Origin of the sequence: Lysobacter capsici (assembly GCF_014779555.2) — a bacterium.
Taxonomy (GTDB): domain Bacteria; phylum Pseudomonadota; class Gammaproteobacteria; order Xanthomonadales; family Xanthomonadaceae; genus Lysobacter; species Lysobacter capsici.
The window spans coordinates 3,143,189-3,162,608 of the sequence record NZ_CP094357.1 but is presented as its reverse complement, the minus strand read 5'-3'; the positions used below and the strand labels follow the sequence as shown (position 1 = coordinate 3,162,608).

Genomic DNA, 19,420 nt, shown 5'->3' with positions numbered 1-19,420 from the left:
GACAGTGAACGACCTGATTCCACCCGAGGTGCGGGCGCGATTGCGCAGCCTGCAGTTGCTGTCGCGGCGCGCGGTCGGCAACCACGGCATCGGCCTGCACAGCAGCCGCAGTCGCGGCGCCGGGCTGGAATTCGCCCAATACCGCGCTTACGAGCCCGGCGACGAACTGCGTCAGGTCGACTGGAAACTGTACGCACGCTCCGACCGTTTCTTCGTGCGCGAAGCCGAACGCGAGAGTCCGCTCGCGGTGTGGCTGTTGCTCGATGCGACCGCGTCGATGAGCCAGGGCGATGCGGCGCGGCCTGGCTGGTCGCGCCTTCAAGCGGGCAAGGCGCTGGTGGCCTGCATCACCGAACTGGCGCTGCGCCAGGGCGACCGGTTCGGACTGATCGCATTGCGCGGCGACGGCCTGCGCCTGGCCGCGCCCGCGACCGGCGTGCGTCAGCGCGATCGTTTGCTGCTGGAACTGCACGGCTTGTCGGCGCAGGGCGCGTGGCCCTCGGCCGATGCTTTGCGACCGCTGTGGGAACGCATCGGCGCCGGCGATCTGGTGGTGATGATCGGCGACGGCTTCGACGAGGGCGCGCTCGAAGCCGCCGAACGGCTGGCCGCGGCACGGCGCGAAGTGTTGAGCATCCGCATCCTGACCGCCGAGGAACGCGATTTCCCGTTCCGCGGCGGCTACCGTTTCCGCGATCAGGAAACCGGCGGGGAATTGCTCGGCGACGGCGCCGCCTTGCGCGAGGACTTCCTCAACCGCTTCGCCGCCGCGCGCACGGCGCTGGACGCGCGTCTGGACGCGAGCGGCATCCGTCACGCCGAGTACGTGCTCGACGAAGCGCTGGATCTGCCGCTGCGGCGATTGTTCGGCGCGGGGGCGGCGTGAACCCGGTCCTGTTGCTGCCGATCGGCCTGGCCGCGCTCGCCGCGCTGATCGTGCCGTTGCTGATCCATCTGGCCCGGCGCAGCGAACAGCGTCCGACCGATTTCGCCGCGCTGCGCTGGCTGCGGCAGCGACCCAAGCCGCGCCATCGCATCCGTTTCGACGAGCGGCTGCTGCTGGCGGTGCGCCTGTTGTTGTTGGCACTGCTGGCTGTGTTGCTGGCGCGGCCGGCGCTGTACGGCGCGCAGAGCGATGCGCCGTGGATCGCGGTGGTGCCGGGGGTGCAGGGACAGGCCTTGGCGGCGCTGGACCGGCCCGCGGATGCGCGCATGCACTGGTTGACGCCGGGATTCCCGGCCTTCGATCCAGCCGCGCCCGCGCCGCCGACGTCGTTCGAATTGCCGGTATCGAGCCTGCTGCGCGAACTCGACGCCACGCTGCCGGCGCAGGTCGCCGTGACCGTGCTCGTACCCGAGCAACTGCAAGGCGCCGATGCGCAGCGACCGCGGCTGTCGCGACAAGTCGAATGGCGGGTGCTGCCCGGCGCGATGACGATGCGAACCGCGCAGGCCGTCGCCGTGCCCGACCCATCGATTCGCTACGCCGCCGATCGCGCGGCGGCGCTGCCGTACCTGCGCGCGGCGATCGCGTCGTGGCGTGAGCCCGGCGCGACCACGGCGGGTCGCGTCAACGGTTCGATCGCGCCGGACACGCAGCCGCTGGATGCGGGCTCCAGGCAGTTGCTGTGGCTCAAGCCCGGCCCGCTGCCGAACGCGGTGAGCCAATGGATCGCCGGCGGCGGCACGGTTTTGCTCGACGCTGCGAGCGCCCGGCCTGGCGGTGCGGGCGAGGGCGCGGCGATCATGCCGGTGCCGTTGTGGCGCAACGCCGACGGCGTAGTTCTGGTCGAGGGTGCACGTTACGGCCGCGGCAAGGTCATGCGCTGGACCCGCGCATTGACCCCGCAGACGATGCCGGAATTGCTCGAACCCGGATTCGCCGGACAACTGCGTAACTTGTTCGAACCGCCGCACGAACCGCCGTCGCGGGTGATGGCGCGCGAGCATGCACCGTCGACCGGCACGGCCGCATTCGCGTTGCCGCCGCGCGATCTGCGCCTGTGGCTGGCGCTGTTGATCGCGCTGGTGTTCCTGTTCGAACGTTGGCTGGCGACGCGGCCGCGCCGTGGAGCGGCGCCATGAACGCCAGCGAACGATTGCACAGCTTGTTGCGCGGCGTACGCATCCGGCGCGGACTCGATCTGGCGCTGAGCTGCGCGCCGTGGGCCTTGGTCGTCGCGGCGATGGTGCTGCGTTTCCATGGCATCGCCGCCGCGGTGGTCGCGCTGATGGTTGCACTCGCGCTGATCGCGGTGGCAAGTGCGTACCGCGCCAGACGCCTGGACGCGCTGTGGCTGATCCGTCGCCTCAACACCTTGCGCGCGGACATGGACGACAGCGCCGATCTGCTGTTCGCGTCGGCCCAGGGGCTTACCGGCTTGCAGAGCCTGCAGCGTTCGCGCTTGCAGGATCGCCTCGCACACGCAACGCCAGTGGACCTGCGACCGGCGTGGTCGACGAAGCGATCGCTGCTCTCGCTGCTGATCGCCGCGCTGGTGTTCGCGGTGATCGCACTGTGGCCAGCACCCAAACCCGCCGCGCAGGCATTGGACGCACTGTCGCCCGCGCCGACCGTCGCCGCGCTTCCAGGGCAGCCTCGATTGACCGAGCAGGCGCTGCGGGTCGATCCGCCGAGCTATACGCGTTTGCCGCCACGCAGCGAACCGACGCTGGAAGCGCGCGTGCCGCAAGGTTCGAACCTGCGCTGGACCCTGCGTTTCCAGCCGCAACCGGCCAGCGTCGCGCTGGTATTCCACGATGGCCTGCGCTTGCCGCTGCGCCGGCAGGGCGAGGACTGGATCGCGCAGCGCAGCCTGGCCAAGTCGGCGCTGTACCGGATCGAAGCGGCCGGCGCTGCGCCGGCGCAGTCGCGGCGTCTGTATCGACTCGATGTGACGCCCGACCGCGCTCCGCAACTGCGCGTGCTCGAACCCGATCGCGGCCTGACGTTGATGGCGCAAGGGCAACGCGCCTGGCCGCTGATGTTCGAAGCCACCGACGATTACGGCCTGGCGTCCAGCGCGCAGTTGCGCATCACCCTGGCCCAGGGCAGCGGCGAGAACATCACCTTCCGCGAGCAGCGCATCAGCCTGCGCGGCATCGGCGCGGCCACGCAGAAACGCTATGCGCAGCGGCTGGATCTGACCGCGCTGGGCTTCGCGGTCGGCGACGATCTGATCGTGCAGCTCAGCGTCGACGACAACCGCAGCCCGCAGCCGCAGACCGCGCTGAGTCCGAGCCTGATCCTGCGCTGGCCGGCCGATCTGGGCAGCGAAGCCACCGGCCTCGAAGGCATGGTCAAGACCACCTTGCCGGCGTATTTCCGCAGCCAGCGCCAGATCATCATCGACGCCGAAGCCCTGATCCCGCAGCGGCGCAAGCTCGGCGCCGACGAGTTCCTCGAGCGCTCCGACGCGATCGGCGTCGACCAGCGCCTGTTGCGCCTGCGCTACGGTCAGTTCCTCGGCGAAGAGGCCGAGGGCGAGCCGCGTTTGCCGACCAACGACGAAGCGCCCGCGGCCGACGCCGAGCATAAAGACGAGCACGGCGATAAACCCGCTGCGACGCAGGACGCGCCCCACGACGATCACGATCACGCGCCGAACGCGGCGCCGGCGAAGTTCGGCGAAGAAGGCGCGGTGCTGGAGGAATACGGCCACACCCACGATCACGCCGAGGCCGCGACCTTGCTCGATCCGGGAACGCGCAAGTTGCTCAAGGCCGCGCTCGACGAGATGTGGCAATCCGAGCTGCATCTGCGCCAGGGCGAGCCGAAGCTGGCCTTACCGTATGCGTACAAGGCGTTGGGATTCATCAAGCAGGTGCAGCAGGCCAGCCGCATCTACCTGGCGCGGGTCGGCCCGGAGCTGCCGCCGATCGACGAGAGCCGGCGCCTGAGCGGCGACCGCAAAGGCCTGGCGCGGCGCGAGGATGCCTTGATCGCGGCGAATGCGGCCGATCCCTTGCTCGGTTCCCTGTGGCTGCAGTTGCAGACCGCGCCGGGCAGCCGCGATGTGGCGGCCATCGATTACGGCGCGCTGGAACGCTGGCTCGGCGAACACGATGCGCGGGTCGCCGATCCGCTCGCGTTCGCGGCCGCGCTCGACAACCTGCGCAACCAGCCCGATTGCGCATCGTGCCGCGCGCAACTGCGCAGCCTGTTGTGGCCGTTGCTGACCCGGCCGCCGGCTTCGGTCACGCCGCGCGATGCCGGCGACGCGCTCGACCGACGCTATTTCGAAGCGCTGCAAGGCGAGGGCGGCCGATGAACTTGCCCATCAACTTGCCCATCCTGATCGCCGTCGTCCTGGGCCTCGCGGCGCTGATCGCGATGGCGAGCCTGATCCACCGCCAGCGCCGTACCGATCGCCCGGCGCGTTCGCGCGGCTGGCGTCTGGCGTTGTTGCTCGCGGCGCAGCCGATCCTCGCGGTGTTGTTGTACCTGAGCTTGCTGCCGCCGCCGCTGCGCACCCAGGCCGGCACGATGGTGGTCGCGACCGCCGGCGCGGCGCAAAGCGGTGTTGCGACAGCGGGCGACCTGCAGATCGGCCTGCCCGAAGCGCCGTTGTCGGCCGAACGCGAGCGTGCGCCGGACCTGGCCACGGCCTTGCGCCGCCATCCCGGCACGCAACGAGTGCGGGTGATCGGCGCGGGACTGGAAGCGCGCGATCGCGACGCCGCGCGCGGACTGGCGATCGAATTCCAGCTGCCGGCATTGCCGCGCGGTTTGGTCGGTGTGTGGGCGCCGTCGCGGGTCGGCGTCGGTGCGACGTTCGCGGTTCATGGTCGAGTGCAGGGCTTGCAGGACGGCACGATCGAACTGCTCGATCCGGGCCGGCGGCGCGTGGATCGGATCGCGCCCGATCGCGATGGCGGGTTCGCGCTCAGCGCGGTCGCGCGCGGCGCCGGACTGACTGCATTTACTTTGCGGCTGCGCGATGCTCGCCAGAACGTGATCGAGGAGATCGAACTGCCGGTTTCGGTGTTGCCCGATGCGCAACCCAAGGTATTGCTGCTGGCCGGCGCGCCCGGACCGGAACTCAAATACCTGCGTCGCTGGGCGCTGGATGCGGGGCTGAAGCTGCATACCCAGATCAGCGTCGGTGCCGGCATGCAGCTCGGCGATGCGCCGGTTGCGCTGAATGCCGCGACCCTGGCCGGGTTCGATCTGGTCGTGCTCGACGAGCGTGCCTGGGATGCGCTGGGCGCGCCGCAGCGCGAGGCGCTGATGGCGGCGATGCGCACGGGGTTAGGCGTGATGCTGCGCATCGCCGGGCCCTTGTCGCCGCGCACACGCGCGCAGCTGCGCGAACTCGGATTCGAACTGGGCGTGGGCGCGGACTCGATCGCGATGCGCTTGCCGGCGCCGTCGATCGACGAAGATGCGCTGCGCGCGCGACTCGGGCCGGGCAGCGAGCACGCGCCGCGCCCGCGCGATCAACCGGTCGCGGCGGTGCCGGCGCTGACCCGGCGCAATCTGTCGCTGGCCGGGCCGAAGGTGCAAAGTCTGCTGCGCGATGCCGACGGTAACGCCTTCGCCGCCTGGCGCGCGAACGGGCAGGGGCGCATCGGCCTGTGGAGCCTGGGCGACAGCTTCGTGCTGGCCCTGGCCGGGCGCGACGATCTGCATGCGCAGTTGTGGAGTCAGGCGTTCGCGACCTTGGCGCGGGCCAAGCCGCGCGACACATTGCGTATCGAAGGCGTGGCGCGGCAGGGCGAACGCATGGTGCTGTGCGGGCTGGCCGACGGCGCGCAGGTGTCCGACCCGCAAAACAAATCGCTCAGCCTGCTGATCGACCCGGTGCGCGGCGCCGAGCGTTGCGCCGCGTTCTGGCCCGAGGCGGCCGGCTGGCATGCGTTGAAACAAGGCGAGCGTACGACCGCGTTCTTCGTTCGCGCCCGCGACGATGCGCCCGGATTGCGCGCGAACGAATTACGCGAGGCGACCTTGGCGCTGGTGTCGCCGCAGCCGCGGCGTGACGACGCCGGCGCCGATGCGCCCGAGCGCGACGGCTGGGAAGATCTGTTCGCGAGCGACCTGCCGCGCGGACCGGCATGGCCGTGGTTCCTGCTCTGGTTGGTTTGCGCCGCGGGGCTGTGGTGGCTGGAGCGTTCGCGACTGGGGCGCTATGGCGCGGATGCCGCAACGTCCGCGCAAAGCTGATCGGCAAGCATCGGCGTCGGCACGAAGCGTCCGCGCGAAGGCGCTTCGGCTGTGATCGTCAAGGACTCTTCATGATCGAACGCGGCGATCGGGGCAGGGGCGGGCTGAAGTCCCTTCCGCTGAACCACGAAGCATCTCGCGACCCTTCAGTTTCGATCGCAGGGCATCTTCGGCGTCACCCGATCACTCGATCCCTCAGATCGACTGCATCCGCCCACCGTCCACGGCCAGACTCACGCCGTCGACGTAACCCGCCGCCGGCGAGCACAGGAAGGCGATGCACGCAGCGATTTCAGATGCATCCGCGAAGCGGTTGAGCGGCACGGTCTTGCGCATCGCATCCATTACGGCTTCTTCGGACAAGCCGGTCGTGCGCGCGCGATCGCCGACGATCTGTTCGATGCGCGCGGTCCGGGTGTAACCGGGCAGCACGTTGTTGACGGTGATGCCGTCGCCGCCGAGTTCGCGCGACAAGGTCTTGGCCCAGCTCGCGACCGCGCCGCGGATGGTGTTGGACACGCCCAGGCCGACGATGGGTTCCTTGACCGAGGTCGAGATCACGTTGACCACGCGGCCCCACTGCGCCGAGCGCATGCCCGGCAACACCGCGCGCACCAGGGTCTGGTTGGCGAGCAGATGGCGCGCGAATGCATCGAGATACGCGGTGTCGGTCGCCGAATGCGCCGGGCCGCCCGGCGGGCCGCCGGTGTTGTTGATCAGGATCTGCACCGGCTTGCCGGCGGCGAGCGCCTCGACCTGCACGCTCAGCGCGGCGGCATCGGCGACGTCGGCGGCGATCCAGCCGTGCGCCTGCGCGCCGCTGCGCGGCAAGGCCTCGGCGACCGCGGCCAGGGCGTCGGCGCGGCGCGCCAGCACGGTCACATCGCAGCCGAGCAGGGCCAGTTCGTGCGCGGCGGCGCGACCGATGCCTTCGGAGGCGCCGCAGACCAGCGCGTGTTTGCCGGTGAGGTTGAGGTCCATGTCGGTCTCCGATGGTGGCGGCGCGATCTGCGTGGCAATACGCGGCGCAAGTGGAAGTCTGACGCGGTCAATCGTCCGCGACGGTGTGCCGCATGCGCTCGCGCATCAACGCGGCGACCGCGCGGCTGTCGTCGCGGTCCTGCGCCTGCAATTGCGCGGCGACGTTTTCGCGATTGGCCAGCGGATGGTTCTGGCTGAGCTTGAACTTGAGTTCCATGCGCTCGACCCGGAAGCGGAAACCGACGATGCCGCGCAGTTGCCGGCGCAGTTCCTCGCGTTCGACTTCGAAGCGCCAGTCGCTGCCGATGCGGGTTTCGTGACGCACGCTCAGATCGTCGACGACCCGGGCCAGTCCGGGCTCGTCCTCGAAGGTTTCCAACTGGCCGTGCAGATGCGCGATCGCGTAGTTCCAGGTCGGCACCCGCGCCGCGGTTTCCTTGTCGGGGTACCAGCCCGGCGAGATATAAGCCTGCGGGCCTTGCAGGATCGCCAGCGCCGGGCCGGCGTGCCGCGCCTGCGGGTTCGGCCGCGCCCAATGGCCGCGCAGTTCGACCTGATCGCCGTCGCGGCGGTACAGCAGCGGCAGATGACTCACCGTCGGCAGTTCGTCGCGCACGGTGATCAGGGTGGCGAAGTCGTACTGCTCGGCCAGGCGATCGAGCGCGCCCAGGTCGGTTTCGGCGAAGGCGCGCGGCAGGTACATGGCCGTGCTCAGTGCGGCTGCGGCAGTTTCTGGATCATCAGCGACGCCAGCGCGGCATCATCGCCGGCCCGCGGCGGAACCAGCTCGGCCAGAGCGAAACCGCGCGCCTGCGCATCGTCGTCGTCCAGACCGCTAAGTTCGACGAACTCGGCGTCCATCAAGGCCGCGCGCGCGGTGTCTTCGCTGTCGTAGGGCAGGATCTTGCCGTCGCTGTCGAAGACCTCTGCGGTGCCGGCCTCGCGCACGCGCAGCCGCGCCCACACCACGGTGCGGCCCAGGGTCGCCAGCCACCAGCTCTCGTCGGAATATTCGCTCATCACGCCACCACCGCAGACAGGATCCACAACACGCCGGCGCAGGCCAGCGACACGAAAACGATCAGCAACGACACCCGCGCCGGCGTGGCCAGGCCGTCGAGATTGCGATCGCTGGCGGCGCGGTAACGCTGGCGCAGCAGCCAGCTCCAGGCCGCCGGATTGACGAAGGCCGCCTCGCCGAGCTCATGCCGCAGCGGCGGATGGCGATCGCGCAGATGCACCAGCGCCAGCGGCCAGAAGATCGCGAACGCGCAGAAGGCCGATACCGCGATGCCTACGAAGGTCAGGGCCAGGAACAGGATCACGTGTTGCTTACCTCGTTGCGGTGCTGGGAGACGACGCCGGTTTTGCATGAGACGCCGGTTATGCATCAATGGCGTATCCGAGGCGCATCTCTCCAAGAACGTCATCCCCGCGAACGCGGGGATCCAGTGCCTTTCGTGCCGGTTGCGATCAAAGTCGCTGAATTCCCGCGTTCGCGGGAATGACGAGCAAAAGCAAAAAAGCAGGGCGAAAGACGGATCAAAACAAGGCGCGCGACAGATCACTGTCGGCGCGCCCTCGAATCAAAACTCCGCATTCCCCGGCGCGCGCGGATACGCGATCGCGTCGCGGATATTGCTCAGCCCGCACACGTACACCACCAGCCGCTCGAAGCCCAGGCCGAAGCCGGCGTGCGGCACCGTGCCGTAGCGGCGGAAATCGCGGTACCAGCCGTAATGGGTCGGGTCCAGGCCGAACTGGGCCATGCGCGCGTCGAGCACGTCCAGGCGCTCTTCGCGCTGGCTGCCGCCGATGATCTCGCCGATGCCCGGCGCGAGCACGTCCATCGCCGCCACGGTCTTGCCGTCGTCGTTCAGGCGCATGTAGAACGCCTTGAAATGCTCGGGGTAGTTGGTCACCACCACCGGGCGGCCGACGTGCTGCTCGGTCAGCCAGCGCTCGTGCTCGGTCTGCAGGTCCAGGCCCCATTCGACCGGGAACTCGAACTTCTGCCCGGACTTCTGCAGCAGCGCGATCGCATCGGTGTAGTCGATGCGTTCGAACGGCGCATTGACGAACGCTTCCAGACGCGTGAGCGCGGTCGGTTCGACCCGCTCGGCGATGAAGGCCAGATCGTCGGCGCGCTCGGCGAGCACCGCGCGGAACAGGTACTTGAGGAAATCCTCGGCCAGCTGCGCGTTGGCGGCCAGATCGTTGAACGCGACCTCCGGCTCGATCATCCAGAACTCGGCCAGGTGGCGCGTGGTGTTGCTGTTCTCGGCGCGGAAGGTCGGGCCGAAGGTGTAGACCTTGCTCATCGCCAGCGCGTAGGCCTCGGCGTTGAGCTGGCCCGACACGGTCAGGAAAGTTTCCTTGCCGAAGAAGTCGCGCGAGAAATCCACCGCGCCGGCCTTGTCGCGCGGCAGGTTGGCCAGGTCCAGGGTCGACACGCGGAACATCTGTCCGGCGCCTTCGGCGTCGGAGGTGGTGATGATCGGCGTGCTGATCCAGAAGTAGCCGTTCTCGTGGAAGAAGCGGTGGGTCGCCTGGGCCAGCGAGTTGCGGATGCGGGTGACCGCGCCGAACAGGTTGGTGCGCGGACGCAGGTGGGCGACTTCGCGCAGGAATTCCAGCGAATGCGCCTTGGGCTGGATCGGGTAGGTTTCCGGGTCTTCGACCCAGCCGATCACCTCGAAGGTTTCGGCCTGGATTTCGAAGGCCTGGCCCTGGCCCTGCGAGGCCACCAGCTTGCCGGTGGCGACCACCGCGCAGCCGGCGGTGAGGTGCTTGATCTCGCTGTCGTAATTGGCCAGCGAATTGGGCGCGACCACCTGGATCGGCGCGAAGCAGGAGCCGTCGCTTACATTGACGAAGCTCAGTCCGGCCTTGGAATCGCGCCGGGTGCGTACCCAGCCGCGTACCGTGACCTCGCCGCCCGCCGGGATCTTGCCCGCGAGTGCCTGTTCGACGCTTACCACCGTCATGTCGTGCCGCCTTAGCGCGTTGCGTGTGAGGGACGGCGATCATAACGGATGATTCCGGCGAAGCGCGGCGGCGCGCGCGATCGTAGACTGCCAAGTCGATCACGGGGGGACGCGGCATGGGCAAGGGCGGGGCAGGTCGGAACGGGACGAACGGCTGGGGTGCGAGCGTGCGAGGCAGCCTGATCGCGGCATTCGTGTTGTGGACGGGCGCGGCCTTCGCGCAGCAGCAAGAGGCCGTGCCCAAGGCCCTGCCGATCCCGGCGCCGGCGCCGGACGTGGTGCTCGACGAAGCCCACGCCGCCCATTTCGCCGGATTGGCGTTGAGCTGCGTCGGTCGCGAATACCCGAACAAGATCGCCCACCGCCTGGACAACGCGCGCGACGTGCAGGCGCCGAGCCAGCTGTATCCGGCGTTCTACGGCTGCTACGACTGGCATTCCTCGGTCCACGGCCACTGGCTGCTGGCGCGTCTGGTCCAGCGCTTCCCGCAGGCGGCGTTCGCGGCGCCCGCGCGCGCCGCGCTGGCGCGCAACCTGACCGCGCAGAACATCGCCGGCGAGCTGGCCTATCTGCGCCGCGGCGACGACGACAGCTTCGAGCGGCCCTACGGCCTGGCCTGGCTGCTGCAACTGGGCGCGCAGCTGCGCGGCTGGGACGACCCGCAGGCGCGGCAATGGGCCGCGGCGCTGGAACCGCTGGAACGCGAGGCCGCCGGCCGTCTGCTGCGCTGGCTGCCCAAGCTGACCAAGCCGATCCGGGTCGGCGAACACAGCCAGACCGCGTTCGCGTTCGGCCTGGCCCTGGACTGGACCGCTGTCAGCGGTGATCAGGTCCTGCGCGACGCGCTGATTGCCCGCTCGCGCTATTACTACCTGGCCGACCGTAACTGCCCGCTGGCCTACGAGCCGTCCGGCCAGGACTTCCTGTCGCCGTGCCTGGCCGAGGCCGACCTAATGCGGCGGGTGCTGGCGCCGGAGGAATTCTCGCGCTGGCTCAAGACCTTCCTGCCGCAGATCCCGCGCCGCGCCCGCAACGACTGGCTGACCCCGGGACTGGTGCTGGACCCGGCCGACGGCAAGCTGGCCCATCTCGACGGCCTCAACCTCAGCCGCGCCTGGATGCTGGAGGGCATCGCCCGCGGACTGGCCTCGGGCGACCGCCGGATCCCGGCCCTGCGCGCGGCGGCGACCGAGCACCGCAAGCTCGGCCTGATCGCGGTCGGCGACACCCATTACGCCGGCGCGCACTGGCTGGGCAGCTTCGCGACCTATCTGCTGGCGCCGCCTGATGTGCCGGCAGCGGCTGCGGGCGCGGCGGCCGGTCGCGGGGACTGAACGGGGCGGGGCAGCAGGTCCGAGCGTTCCTTAGGGATCGGTGGATCAGCGGCACGCCTTGAGGCGGTGCAGGGCAGGCCGAAGCCGGCGCGACGGCTATCCGCAGCCCGCCATGCGGACCTGGCCACGCCTTGAACCCCGCGACCCATGCCGCCATATCGGGTACAGCCCGTGGATGCCGGGCTGCTACCATTCCGGCATCGGCCAATCGATGCATGTCCACGCGTGTTCGTGCACGAGACCATCGCGATGGACGCGATCTGATCGACAGTCGCTCAGATTCAGTCCAATCGCTCCGATCCGCCGGTCGTCGTGCCGCCATGCCCACCCTACGAGTACCGCCATGCCCGTTACCCTCGCCCCCGCCGCGCTTGCCCGAGTCCAGCACTTCCTGACGGAAACGCCGACCGCCCTGGGCCTGCGTTTCGGCGTGACCCGCACCGGCTGCTCGGGCTGGCAACACACCGCCGACCTCGCCCGCGAACAGCGCGAAGGCGACACCGTGTTCGAACAAGACGGCGTGCGCATCTACGTCGATCCGATCAGCCTGCCGCTGGTCGAAGGCACCCGCATCGATTTCCTCAAGCAGGGCCTGGGCGAGATGTTCGTGTTCCAGAACCCCAACGCCACCGCCGAATGCGGCTGCGGCGAGAGCTTCACCACCCAGGCTGACGCGGCCTGATCCAACCGCCGCGCATAAATCGTGGCGACCTGATCCACCGCCGCATAGCTCCGTCAGCCCCCTGTAGGAGCGGCGTAAGCCGCGACCGCCATCCGACACGCCTGATCGAAACCCGCGCCGGCCTACGCCAATTCGCGGTCGCAGCTCGCGCAGCTCTTACAGTCGGCATCCGCAATGCCTCGCAACCTGATCCAACCGCCGCGCAGCTCCGTCAGCCTCCTGTAGGAGCGGCGCAAGCCGCGACCGCCATCCGACACGCCTGATCGAAACCCGCGCCGGCCTGCGTAAATTCGCGGTCGCAGCTCGCGCAGCTCCTACAGTCGGATACGCGGCGGACACGGCGGGCCGATCCAGACCCAGCCCAACTTTCGCCATGCGGCGTCCCCGCGACGCCGGGCTAGACTCGGACGCTGACTCCGAGGGGAATTCCGCATGCTCCGTCCCGTCCTGCTCGCCATGGCGATCGCCGCCGTGGTGCTGGCCGCATCGCCCGCCACCTTCGCCGCGCCCGCATCCACCACCACCGCCGGCCCGGTCGCGCGCAAGCCCAGCGCGCTGGCGCTGCACGCCTTGTTCGACGCGCAGTGGGAACGCGGCCTGCGCGAGAGCCCGGAAAACGCCAGCTACAACGGCGACAAGCGCTTCAACGACCGCTGGACCGATTACAGCCTGGCCGCGATCGAAGCGCGCAACCAGGCCGATCCCGACGCGCTGGCCAAGCTCAAGGCCATCGACCGCGGCGACTTGTCGGTCGCCGACCAGCTCAACTACGACGTGTTCGCCTGGGATCTGGAAAAAGGCATCGAGCGGCAGAAATTCCGCGAGTACCTGTCGCCGGTGGGGCAGGCCGGCGGCGTGCAGAGCGCCGACGGCATGGTCGAAGTGCTGCAGTTCGATCAGGTCAAGGATTACCGCGACTGGCTCGCGCGCATGCGCGCCTTGCCCGCGGTGATCGAGCAGAATCAGGTGCTGATGCGCGAAGGCGTCAAGGCCGGCATCACCCCGCCGCGGGTGTTGATGCAGCGCGTGCCGGCGCAGATCGCCAAGCAGGTGGTCGCCGATCCGACCCGCAGCCCGTTCTACAAGCCCTTCAACCGCTTCCCCGACAGCATCGGCGCGGCCGATCGCGCGGCCTTGCAGGCCGAGGCGAAGAAAGTCATCGCCGACATTCTGGTGCCCGCGTATCGCCGTTTCGGCGAGTTCTTCGACAAGGACTATCTGCCGCACACCGTCACCAGCATCGCGGTCAGCGATCTGCCCGACGGCAAGGCCTATTACGACTTCCTCGCCGCGTACTACACCACCACCGACCTGAGCGCCGATGCGATCCACCAGATCGGCGTGAAGGAAGTCGCGCGCATCCGCGCCGAGATGGAAAAGATCAAGGCCGAGGTCGGGTTCAAGGGCAGCCTGGGCGAATTCTTCACCTACCTGCGCAGCGATCCCAAGTTCTTCCACAAGACCCCGGCCGCACTGCTGGAGGCCTACCAGGCCACCGCCAAGCGCATCGATCCGGAACTGGTCAAAGTGTCGAAGATCATCCCGCGCCAGCCTTATGGCGTGCGACCGATCCCCGACAACGTCGCGCCCGACACCACCACCGCGTACTACCAGCCCGGCGCCGTGGATGGCAGCCGCGCGGGTTTCTACTACGTCAATCTGTACAAGCCCGAAGTGCGGCCGACCTGGGAAATGATCCCGCTGTCGCTGCACGAAGCGGTGCCGGGCCACCACTTCCAGTTCGCCTGCGGCCTGGAGCTGCCGGATGCGCCGATGTTCCGCCGCACCGGCTATTTCGTCGCCTACGGCGAAGGCTGGGGCCTGTACGCCGAGCGTCTGGGCTACGACATGGGCCTGTACGACGATCCTTACGACCGCATGGGCCAGCTGGCCTACGACATGTGGCGCGCGGTGCGCCTGGTGGTCGACACCGGCATGCACGCCAAGGGCTGGAGCCGGGACAAGGCGATCGCCTATTTCACCGACAACGCGCCCAAGACCGAGCAGGACATCGTCAACGAAATCGACCGCTACATCGGCACCCCGGGCCAGGCGCTGGCGTACAAGATCGGCCAGCTCAAGATCTCCGAACTGCGCGAGCGTTCGAAGCAGGCACTGGGCGAGGGCTTCGACGTGCGCGACTTCAACGACGAAGTGCTCTCGACCGGTTCGGTGCCGTTGAGCGTGCTGGAGAAGCACATCGACGAGTGGATCGCGAGCAAGAAGGCCGGGCGCTGATCCCACGGCGTCCACGAATCGCATGGCGCGAGCGGCGGACCGGTTCCGCTGCTCGTGCGAGGCCGTGTCGCAATCGGTGTTGAGACATCGGTTTCGAGTTGCCGGTCCGGCCCGATCGCGACCTGACTGGCAGTCGCATAGAATTGCGCGACTGGCCGAAGTCCTCGCCCAGGCCGGCATCGGCAGCCCGTCGAACGCTCCCGCATGCGGGGCCAGCCATGCCCACGCCAGGCCGCGATTTGCTCCCGGCCGCCAAACACCGCCATAATACGCGGCTCCCAAGAGGCGACTGGCCTTCTGGGACCTTGCTCCACCGCATCCGCTACGGACGTCGGGGGGCTGAACCGGGTTGCCGACGGGTTCGCCGTTGGCGATCCATCATCCACAAGGAATCACACCATGCGTCATTACGAAGTCGTGTTCCTGGTCCATCCGGACCAGAGCGAGCAGGTGCCGGCCATGATCGAGCGCTACAAGTCGCTGATCGAAGCCGGTGAAGGCAAGATCCACCGTCTCGAAGACTGGGGCCGCCGTCAGCTGGCGTACCCGATCGAGAACCTGGTCAAGGCCCACTACGTCCTGCTGAACATCGAAGTCACCCAGACCGTGCTCAACGAGCTGGTCGACGGTTTCCGTTTCAACGATGCGATCCTGCGTCACCTGGTCATGAAGCGCGACGACGCCGACACCGAGCAGTCGCTGATCATGAAGTTCAAGGACGAGAAGGGCGACAAGCCCGAGCGCGGTGAGCGCCGTCGTCGTGACGACGACAGCGACAACGCAGTCGGCACCGCCGACAGCGCCGAAGACAACGCCGAAGCCGCCTGAGGATCGATCCCATGTCCAAATTTTTCCGTCGCCGCAAGTTCTGCAAGTTCACCGCCGAAGGCGTCAAAGAGATCGACTACAAGGATCTCAACACCCTGCGCCAGTACCTGACCGAGACCGGCAAGATCGTGCCGAGCCGCGTCACCGGCACCAAGTCGAAGTACCAGCGCCAGCTGGCCACGGCGGTCAAGCGCGCGCGTTTCCTCGCGCTGATCCCGTACACCGACAACCACAACGCCTGAAAAAAGCAGTCAGTCCGCTCAGCGGACTGACTCTTTGTCCCCCTCTCCCGCACGCGGGAGAGGGCAGGGGTGAGGGCCAAGGTCGCGACGCTCTGCATCGCAACCCGCCTATCACTCCCAGCGCAACTCATCGATTCCAGCTCTTCGGACAGCGAATCCCGCTGCGGACCTACAGGCCCGCTAACGAATACGGAGCAAGACCATGCAACTGATCCTCCTGCAGAACGTCACCAACCTCGGCAAGCTCGGCGACAAGGTCAACGTCAAGCCGGGTTACGGCCGTAACTTCCTCGTGCCGCAGGGCAAGGCCGTGCCGGCCACCGCCTCGAACCTGGCCGATTTCGAAACCCGTCGCGCCGAGTACGAAGCCAAGGCCAAGTCGCAGCTCGACGGTGCCGAAGGCCGCAAGGCGCAGCTGGAAGGCGCGGCCGTCACGGTCCACGCCAACGCCGCGACCGAAGGCAAGCTGTACGGTTCGGTGACCCCGCGCGATATCGCCGAGGCGCTGACCAAGGCCGGTTTCCCGGTCAACAAGTCGGAAGTGATCATGGGCGAAGGCCCGATCCGCCGCACCGGCGAATACGACGTGCTGATCCACCTGCACGCCGACGTCGAAGTCACGGTCAAGGTCACGGTCGCCGGCGAAGTCGCCTGATCGCAGCCTGATCGCGGTACTTACGAGAGGCGCCGCAAGGCGCCTTTCGTTTTTGTCGGCGCGCACGGATCGGATTTCCAAGCGCATGCGAGCGGGCGCGATGGACCGGCAACGAGGTCCCGATCGCGGTCGTTCGCCGAAACTGGCCGCCGATCGACACCGTCTCAGCGGTTGCGACCCGCGCGTGCGATAGAAAGGCGAGTTATCCCTTTTTATCCACAACGTTATCTGCAACCGGATGAGGGCTTTCGCGTCTACGATGTGCATTCGACTCCGTTTTGCCGGTCTGGCGCTCGCACACGGCCTTGACGGACAAGCGGCCGGCACGCCAATCACTTAAAGTTCCGGGCCCTCGCGGGCTCGGTTGGGCGCGCGAGCGCCCGAACCGACGAGGAGCGCCTCCACGATGAGCGCACGTGCCGGCGGATTCCGCGGCGAAAAACGTTTCGAGACCCGTGCCGAGCAGCGCATCGACCAGTTGCGCGTGCCGCCGCAGTCGATCGAGGCCGAGCAGGCCGTGCTCGGCGGCCTGATGCTCGCGCCCGACGCCTATGACCGCGTCGCCGACCAGATCGTCGAGGAAGACTTCTATCGCCGCGATCACCAGCTGATCTACCGCGCGATCCGCGAACTGGCGGAAAAGAGCCGGCCGTTCGACGCGGTGACCCTGGGCGAGTGGTTCGAATCGCAGGGCCTGGTCGAAGAAGTCGCCGGCGGCGCTTATCTGATCGAACTGGCCAGCACCACGCCGTCGGCGGCCAACATCACCGCCTACGCCGAGATCGTTCGCGACAAGGCGGTGATGCGCAAGCTGATCGAGGTCGGCACCGAGATCGTCAACGACGGTTTCCAACCCGATGGTCGCGACAGCGGCGAGATCCTGGCCAAGGCCGAGCAGCAGGTGTTCGCGATCGCCGAAGCCGGCTCGCGCGGACGCACCGACTTCACCCCGGTCACCAAGGCGCTGTCGGAAGCCTTCGACGTGCTGCAGACGCGTTACGCCAACGGCGGCTCGGTCACCGGCATCCCGACCGGCTACACCGAATTCGACGAGATGACCGCCGGTCTGCAGAACACCGACCTGCTGATCCTGGCCGCGCGTCCGGCGATGGGCAAGACCGCGTTCGCCTTGAACATCGCCGAGCATGCCGCGTTCCGCACCAAGAAAGCGGTCGCGGTGTTCTCGATGGAAATGTCGGCCAGCCAGCTCGCGCTGCGTCTGATTTCCTCGGTCGGCCGGGTCAACGCGCAGCGCTTGCGCTCGGGCCAGCTCGAGGACGAGGACTGGAGCCGCGTCACCGGCGCGATCCGTCAGCTGCGCGAAGCCAAGATCTTCATCGACGACACCCCGGGCCTGTCGCCGGAAGTGCTGCGCGCCAAGTCGCGCCGGCTCAAGCGCGAGCACGACCTAGGCCTGATCGTGATCGACTACCTGCAGCTGATGTCGGTGCCGGGCAACAACGAAAACCGCGCGACCGAAATCTCCGAGATCTCGCGCTCGCTCAAGCATCTGGCCAAGGAACTCAACCTGCCGGTGATCGCGCTGTCGCAGCTCAACCGCTCGCTGGAACAGCGCGCCGACAAACGCCCGGTGATGGCCGACTTGCGCGAGTCGGGCGCCATCGAGCAGGACGCCGACGTGATCGTGTTCATTTACCGCGACGATTACTACAACAAGGAAACTTCGCCCGACAAAGGTCTGGCCGAGGTCATCATCGGCAAGCAGCGTTCCGGCCCGACCGGTTCGCTCAAGCTCAAGTTCTTCGGCGAATACACCCGCTTCGACAATCTGGCCCACGATTCGATCGGCAGTTTCGAATAGCGTCGGGCTGGTCCGAACCGCGCGCACAAGCGTGTGCCGCGGTTCGCGGGCGGGCAGGGTGTGGCTTCAATAGTGCGGAATCGAGGGGTCGACAAGATTGGCTCAGGCCTCGATGCCGCCTTCGATTAGTACACATCCCGATGGCCCAGGCGACGCAAATGTTCGGCGGCATGGACGCCGCGATCGCCGTGGTGGCACAGCACCGCCAGGGGGCACGGCCGACGCCGGATTGCGGATCACGTGGCTGCTTTCGTCCAGGTATACGGTCCGGAGTGCGTTATCGACCTGCGCATGATCCAGCCCGATGTCGTCGAGCAGCGCGCAGAGCCTGAGCGAAAGACCGCAACGCAAGGCGGCCGGCGTCCCGCTCGTAAGCAGCACTAGGCGATGGCCGGGCCGCGATGCGTCGATGCGCTGGCGCGTTGAGGCAGACAGGTTCGGATGAGACGCGGGCGCGGCTCGCGCCGACTTTATCGCAAAGCGCTGCCGCGGCTGAGTCTCCGGCCGCGTCGCGGCCGGGATTGGCGCTGAGCGCAGAAACGTGGATCATTCGGCGCGTGCCCAGGATCGGGCCGCCGCGGGTGCTGACCGCATGACGATCGTCGAAAATGCCGCTTACGAATGGCGCGTCTACAACGCCAAGGCGGTTTACCGCCTGGAGAACGCGCGTGGCCGGACCGAGTCTCTGATCAAGGGCCGGATCTTCGGCCTGCGCCAGGCCGGATCGAAGAAAGGCGTTTATCGCCTGATCGTGCGCGAGTTGGGCCCGCGCATGGTGTTTTCGCTGTCCGAGCAGGAGGTGCTCGGCCTGCTCAAGAAAAGCAGTCCGCTGACGGACGCTTCGGCGCACTCGCATCCGCGGGCGAAAACGCTGCTGTCGCGTCTGCAAAAGACCGATCCCAAGGATTTCTGGGCGGTGGTCGCGGCGCTGAACTGGCCGAAATTCGCCCAGGACGACGGCTATGCCGATACGGCCCGATCGGTCTTGCGCGAATGCTATCGCCAGCAGGATCTGAGCCGGCTGCTGCGCACGGCCGCGCGCATGCGGCGCGAACTGCAACGCGCCGTGGAGAAGGCGGAAAAAGCCGCGCGGCGACAGTTGTTTCTCGGCGGCGACGATAGTTTTTACGACGCCCTGGCCTATGCGGTTTCCAGTGGTCAGGCGCGTTTCGAGGGATTCGTGCGCAAGCCGGAGTCGTTCGTGAAGAAGTTCAATGCGCTGCCGATGGATCGGCAGAATTTCGAGTATTGCTTCGAGTAGCGAGCTTCTTTCGGTCTTGTCGATGTGGATGTGCGATGTCGTGTCCCGCACATGGGCTTACGCGCGTCCGAGGAGATGTACGGGCGACGATTTTCCCGGCACACATCGCCGATATAAGTCCGCTACGTTTCATCGAGCATGGCGATTGCATTGCCACCGGCACTCGCCCGCGCCTTCAAGTCCGATCATCCGAACACCCGCTTAACGCGTGCGTCACTATGTGA

General features: G+C 67.8%; 17 protein-coding genes. 12 read left to right on the top strand and 5 right to left on the bottom strand.

All coding sequences use genetic code 11. The features are described 5' to 3' along the window. Window positions 1–4 precede the first annotated feature (4 nt). The 4 genes from IEQ11_RS12755 to IEQ11_RS12740 are packed head-to-tail and all read left to right on the top strand — an operon-like array spanning window position 5 to window position 6,166. Window positions 5–886: a DUF58 domain-containing protein gene (locus tag IEQ11_RS12755; RefSeq protein ID WP_191820669.1), complete on the top strand. Its 882-nt coding sequence runs from the start codon at window positions 5–7 to the stop codon at window positions 884–886. Then, window positions 883–2,085, top strand: a complete 1,203-nt coding sequence (locus IEQ11_RS12750; protein WP_191820668.1) for a BatA domain-containing protein — start codon at window positions 883–885, stop codon at window positions 2,083–2,085. Before IEQ11_RS12755 ends, IEQ11_RS12750 begins: the two co-directional genes overlap by 4 nt. Further along, window positions 2,082–4,271, top strand: a complete 2,190-nt coding sequence (locus IEQ11_RS12745; protein WP_191820667.1) for a hypothetical protein — start codon at window positions 2,082–2,084, stop codon at window positions 4,269–4,271. Before IEQ11_RS12750 ends, IEQ11_RS12745 begins: the two co-directional genes overlap by 4 nt. Next, entirely contained in the window at window positions 4,268–6,166 is a 1,899-nt protein-coding gene (locus IEQ11_RS12740) for a carboxypeptidase regulatory-like domain-containing protein (protein ID WP_191820666.1), read from the top strand. Before IEQ11_RS12745 ends, IEQ11_RS12740 begins: the two co-directional genes overlap by 4 nt. Window positions 6,167–6,361: 195 nt before the next feature. Here the strand turns inward: IEQ11_RS12740 and IEQ11_RS12735 are convergent, their stop codons facing one another. The 5 genes from IEQ11_RS12735 to asnS form a co-directional block, all read right to left on the bottom strand. After that, window positions 6,362–7,147, bottom strand: a complete 786-nt coding sequence (locus tag IEQ11_RS12735; protein WP_191820665.1) for an SDR family oxidoreductase — start codon at window positions 7,145–7,147, stop codon at window positions 6,362–6,364. A 67-nt stretch (window positions 7,148–7,214) separates the two neighbouring features. Next, a complete protein-coding gene (locus IEQ11_RS12730; RefSeq protein WP_191820664.1) occupies window positions 7,215–7,850 on the bottom strand; it encodes an FMN-binding negative transcriptional regulator in 636 nt (211 codons plus the stop codon). Between the two features lie 8 nt (window positions 7,851–7,858). Then, window positions 7,859–8,167 carry a hypothetical protein gene (locus IEQ11_RS12725; protein ID WP_036104027.1) on the bottom strand — a complete coding sequence of 103 codons (309 nt, stop codon included), beginning with the start codon at window positions 8,165–8,167 and terminating at the stop codon, window positions 7,859–7,861. Next, window positions 8,167–8,472 carry a hypothetical protein gene (locus IEQ11_RS12720; protein ID WP_046656668.1) on the bottom strand — a complete coding sequence of 102 codons (306 nt, stop codon included), beginning with the start codon at window positions 8,470–8,472 and terminating at the stop codon, window positions 8,167–8,169. Before IEQ11_RS12720 ends, IEQ11_RS12725 begins: the two co-directional genes overlap by 1 nt. 261 nt (window positions 8,473–8,733) lie before the next feature. Continuing rightward, entirely contained in the window at window positions 8,734–10,134 is a 1,401-nt protein-coding gene (gene asnS, locus IEQ11_RS12715) for an asparagine--tRNA ligase (protein WP_191820663.1), read from the bottom strand. 167 nt (window positions 10,135–10,301) lie between these two features. Here asnS and IEQ11_RS12710 point away from each other — a divergent pair, with 167 nt between their 5' ends. The 8 genes from IEQ11_RS12710 to IEQ11_RS12675 all read left to right on the top strand — a co-directional run bounded on the left by IEQ11_RS12710 (window position 10,302) and on the right by IEQ11_RS12675 (window position 19,196). Continuing rightward, window positions 10,302–11,468, top strand: coding sequence for a DUF2891 domain-containing protein (locus tag IEQ11_RS12710; RefSeq protein ID WP_247024537.1), 1,167 nt, complete (start codon window positions 10,302–10,304; stop codon window positions 11,466–11,468). Window positions 11,469–11,811: 343 nt separating this feature from the next. Continuing rightward, the gene (locus IEQ11_RS12705) at window positions 11,812–12,150 is read left to right on the top strand and encodes a HesB/IscA family protein (protein WP_036104021.1); all 339 of its coding nucleotides are present in this window, start codon (window positions 11,812–11,814) and stop codon (window positions 12,148–12,150) included. 432 nt (window positions 12,151–12,582) lie between these two features. Next, window positions 12,583–14,388 carry a DUF885 domain-containing protein gene (locus IEQ11_RS12700; protein WP_228464394.1) on the top strand — a complete coding sequence of 602 codons (1,806 nt, stop codon included), beginning with the start codon at window positions 12,583–12,585 and terminating at the stop codon, window positions 14,386–14,388. Between the two features lie 399 nt (window positions 14,389–14,787). Beyond that, window positions 14,788–15,216, top strand: a complete 429-nt coding sequence (rpsF, locus tag IEQ11_RS12695) for a 30S ribosomal protein S6 (RefSeq protein WP_036104015.1) — start codon at window positions 14,788–14,790, stop codon at window positions 15,214–15,216. A gap of 11 nt (window positions 15,217–15,227) precedes the next feature. Beyond that, on the top strand, window positions 15,228–15,458 hold the full coding sequence (rpsR, locus tag IEQ11_RS12690) for a 30S ribosomal protein S18 (protein ID WP_031372470.1): 231 nt from the start codon (window positions 15,228–15,230) through the stop codon (window positions 15,456–15,458). Between the two features lie 202 nt (window positions 15,459–15,660). Beyond that, on the top strand, window positions 15,661–16,113 hold the full coding sequence (rplI, locus tag IEQ11_RS12685) for a 50S ribosomal protein L9 (RefSeq protein WP_046656666.1): 453 nt from the start codon (window positions 15,661–15,663) through the stop codon (window positions 16,111–16,113). A 406-nt stretch (window positions 16,114–16,519) separates the two neighbouring features. Next, window positions 16,520–17,935, top strand: coding sequence for a replicative DNA helicase (locus tag IEQ11_RS12680; RefSeq protein ID WP_036104007.1), 1,416 nt, complete (start codon window positions 16,520–16,522; stop codon window positions 17,933–17,935). Window positions 17,936–18,476: 541 nt separating this feature from the next. Beyond that, window positions 18,477–19,196: a DUF4240 domain-containing protein gene (locus IEQ11_RS12675; RefSeq protein ID WP_191820661.1), complete on the top strand. Its 720-nt coding sequence runs from the start codon at window positions 18,477–18,479 to the stop codon at window positions 19,194–19,196. The last annotated feature ends 224 nt before the right edge of the window (window positions 19,197–19,420 follow it).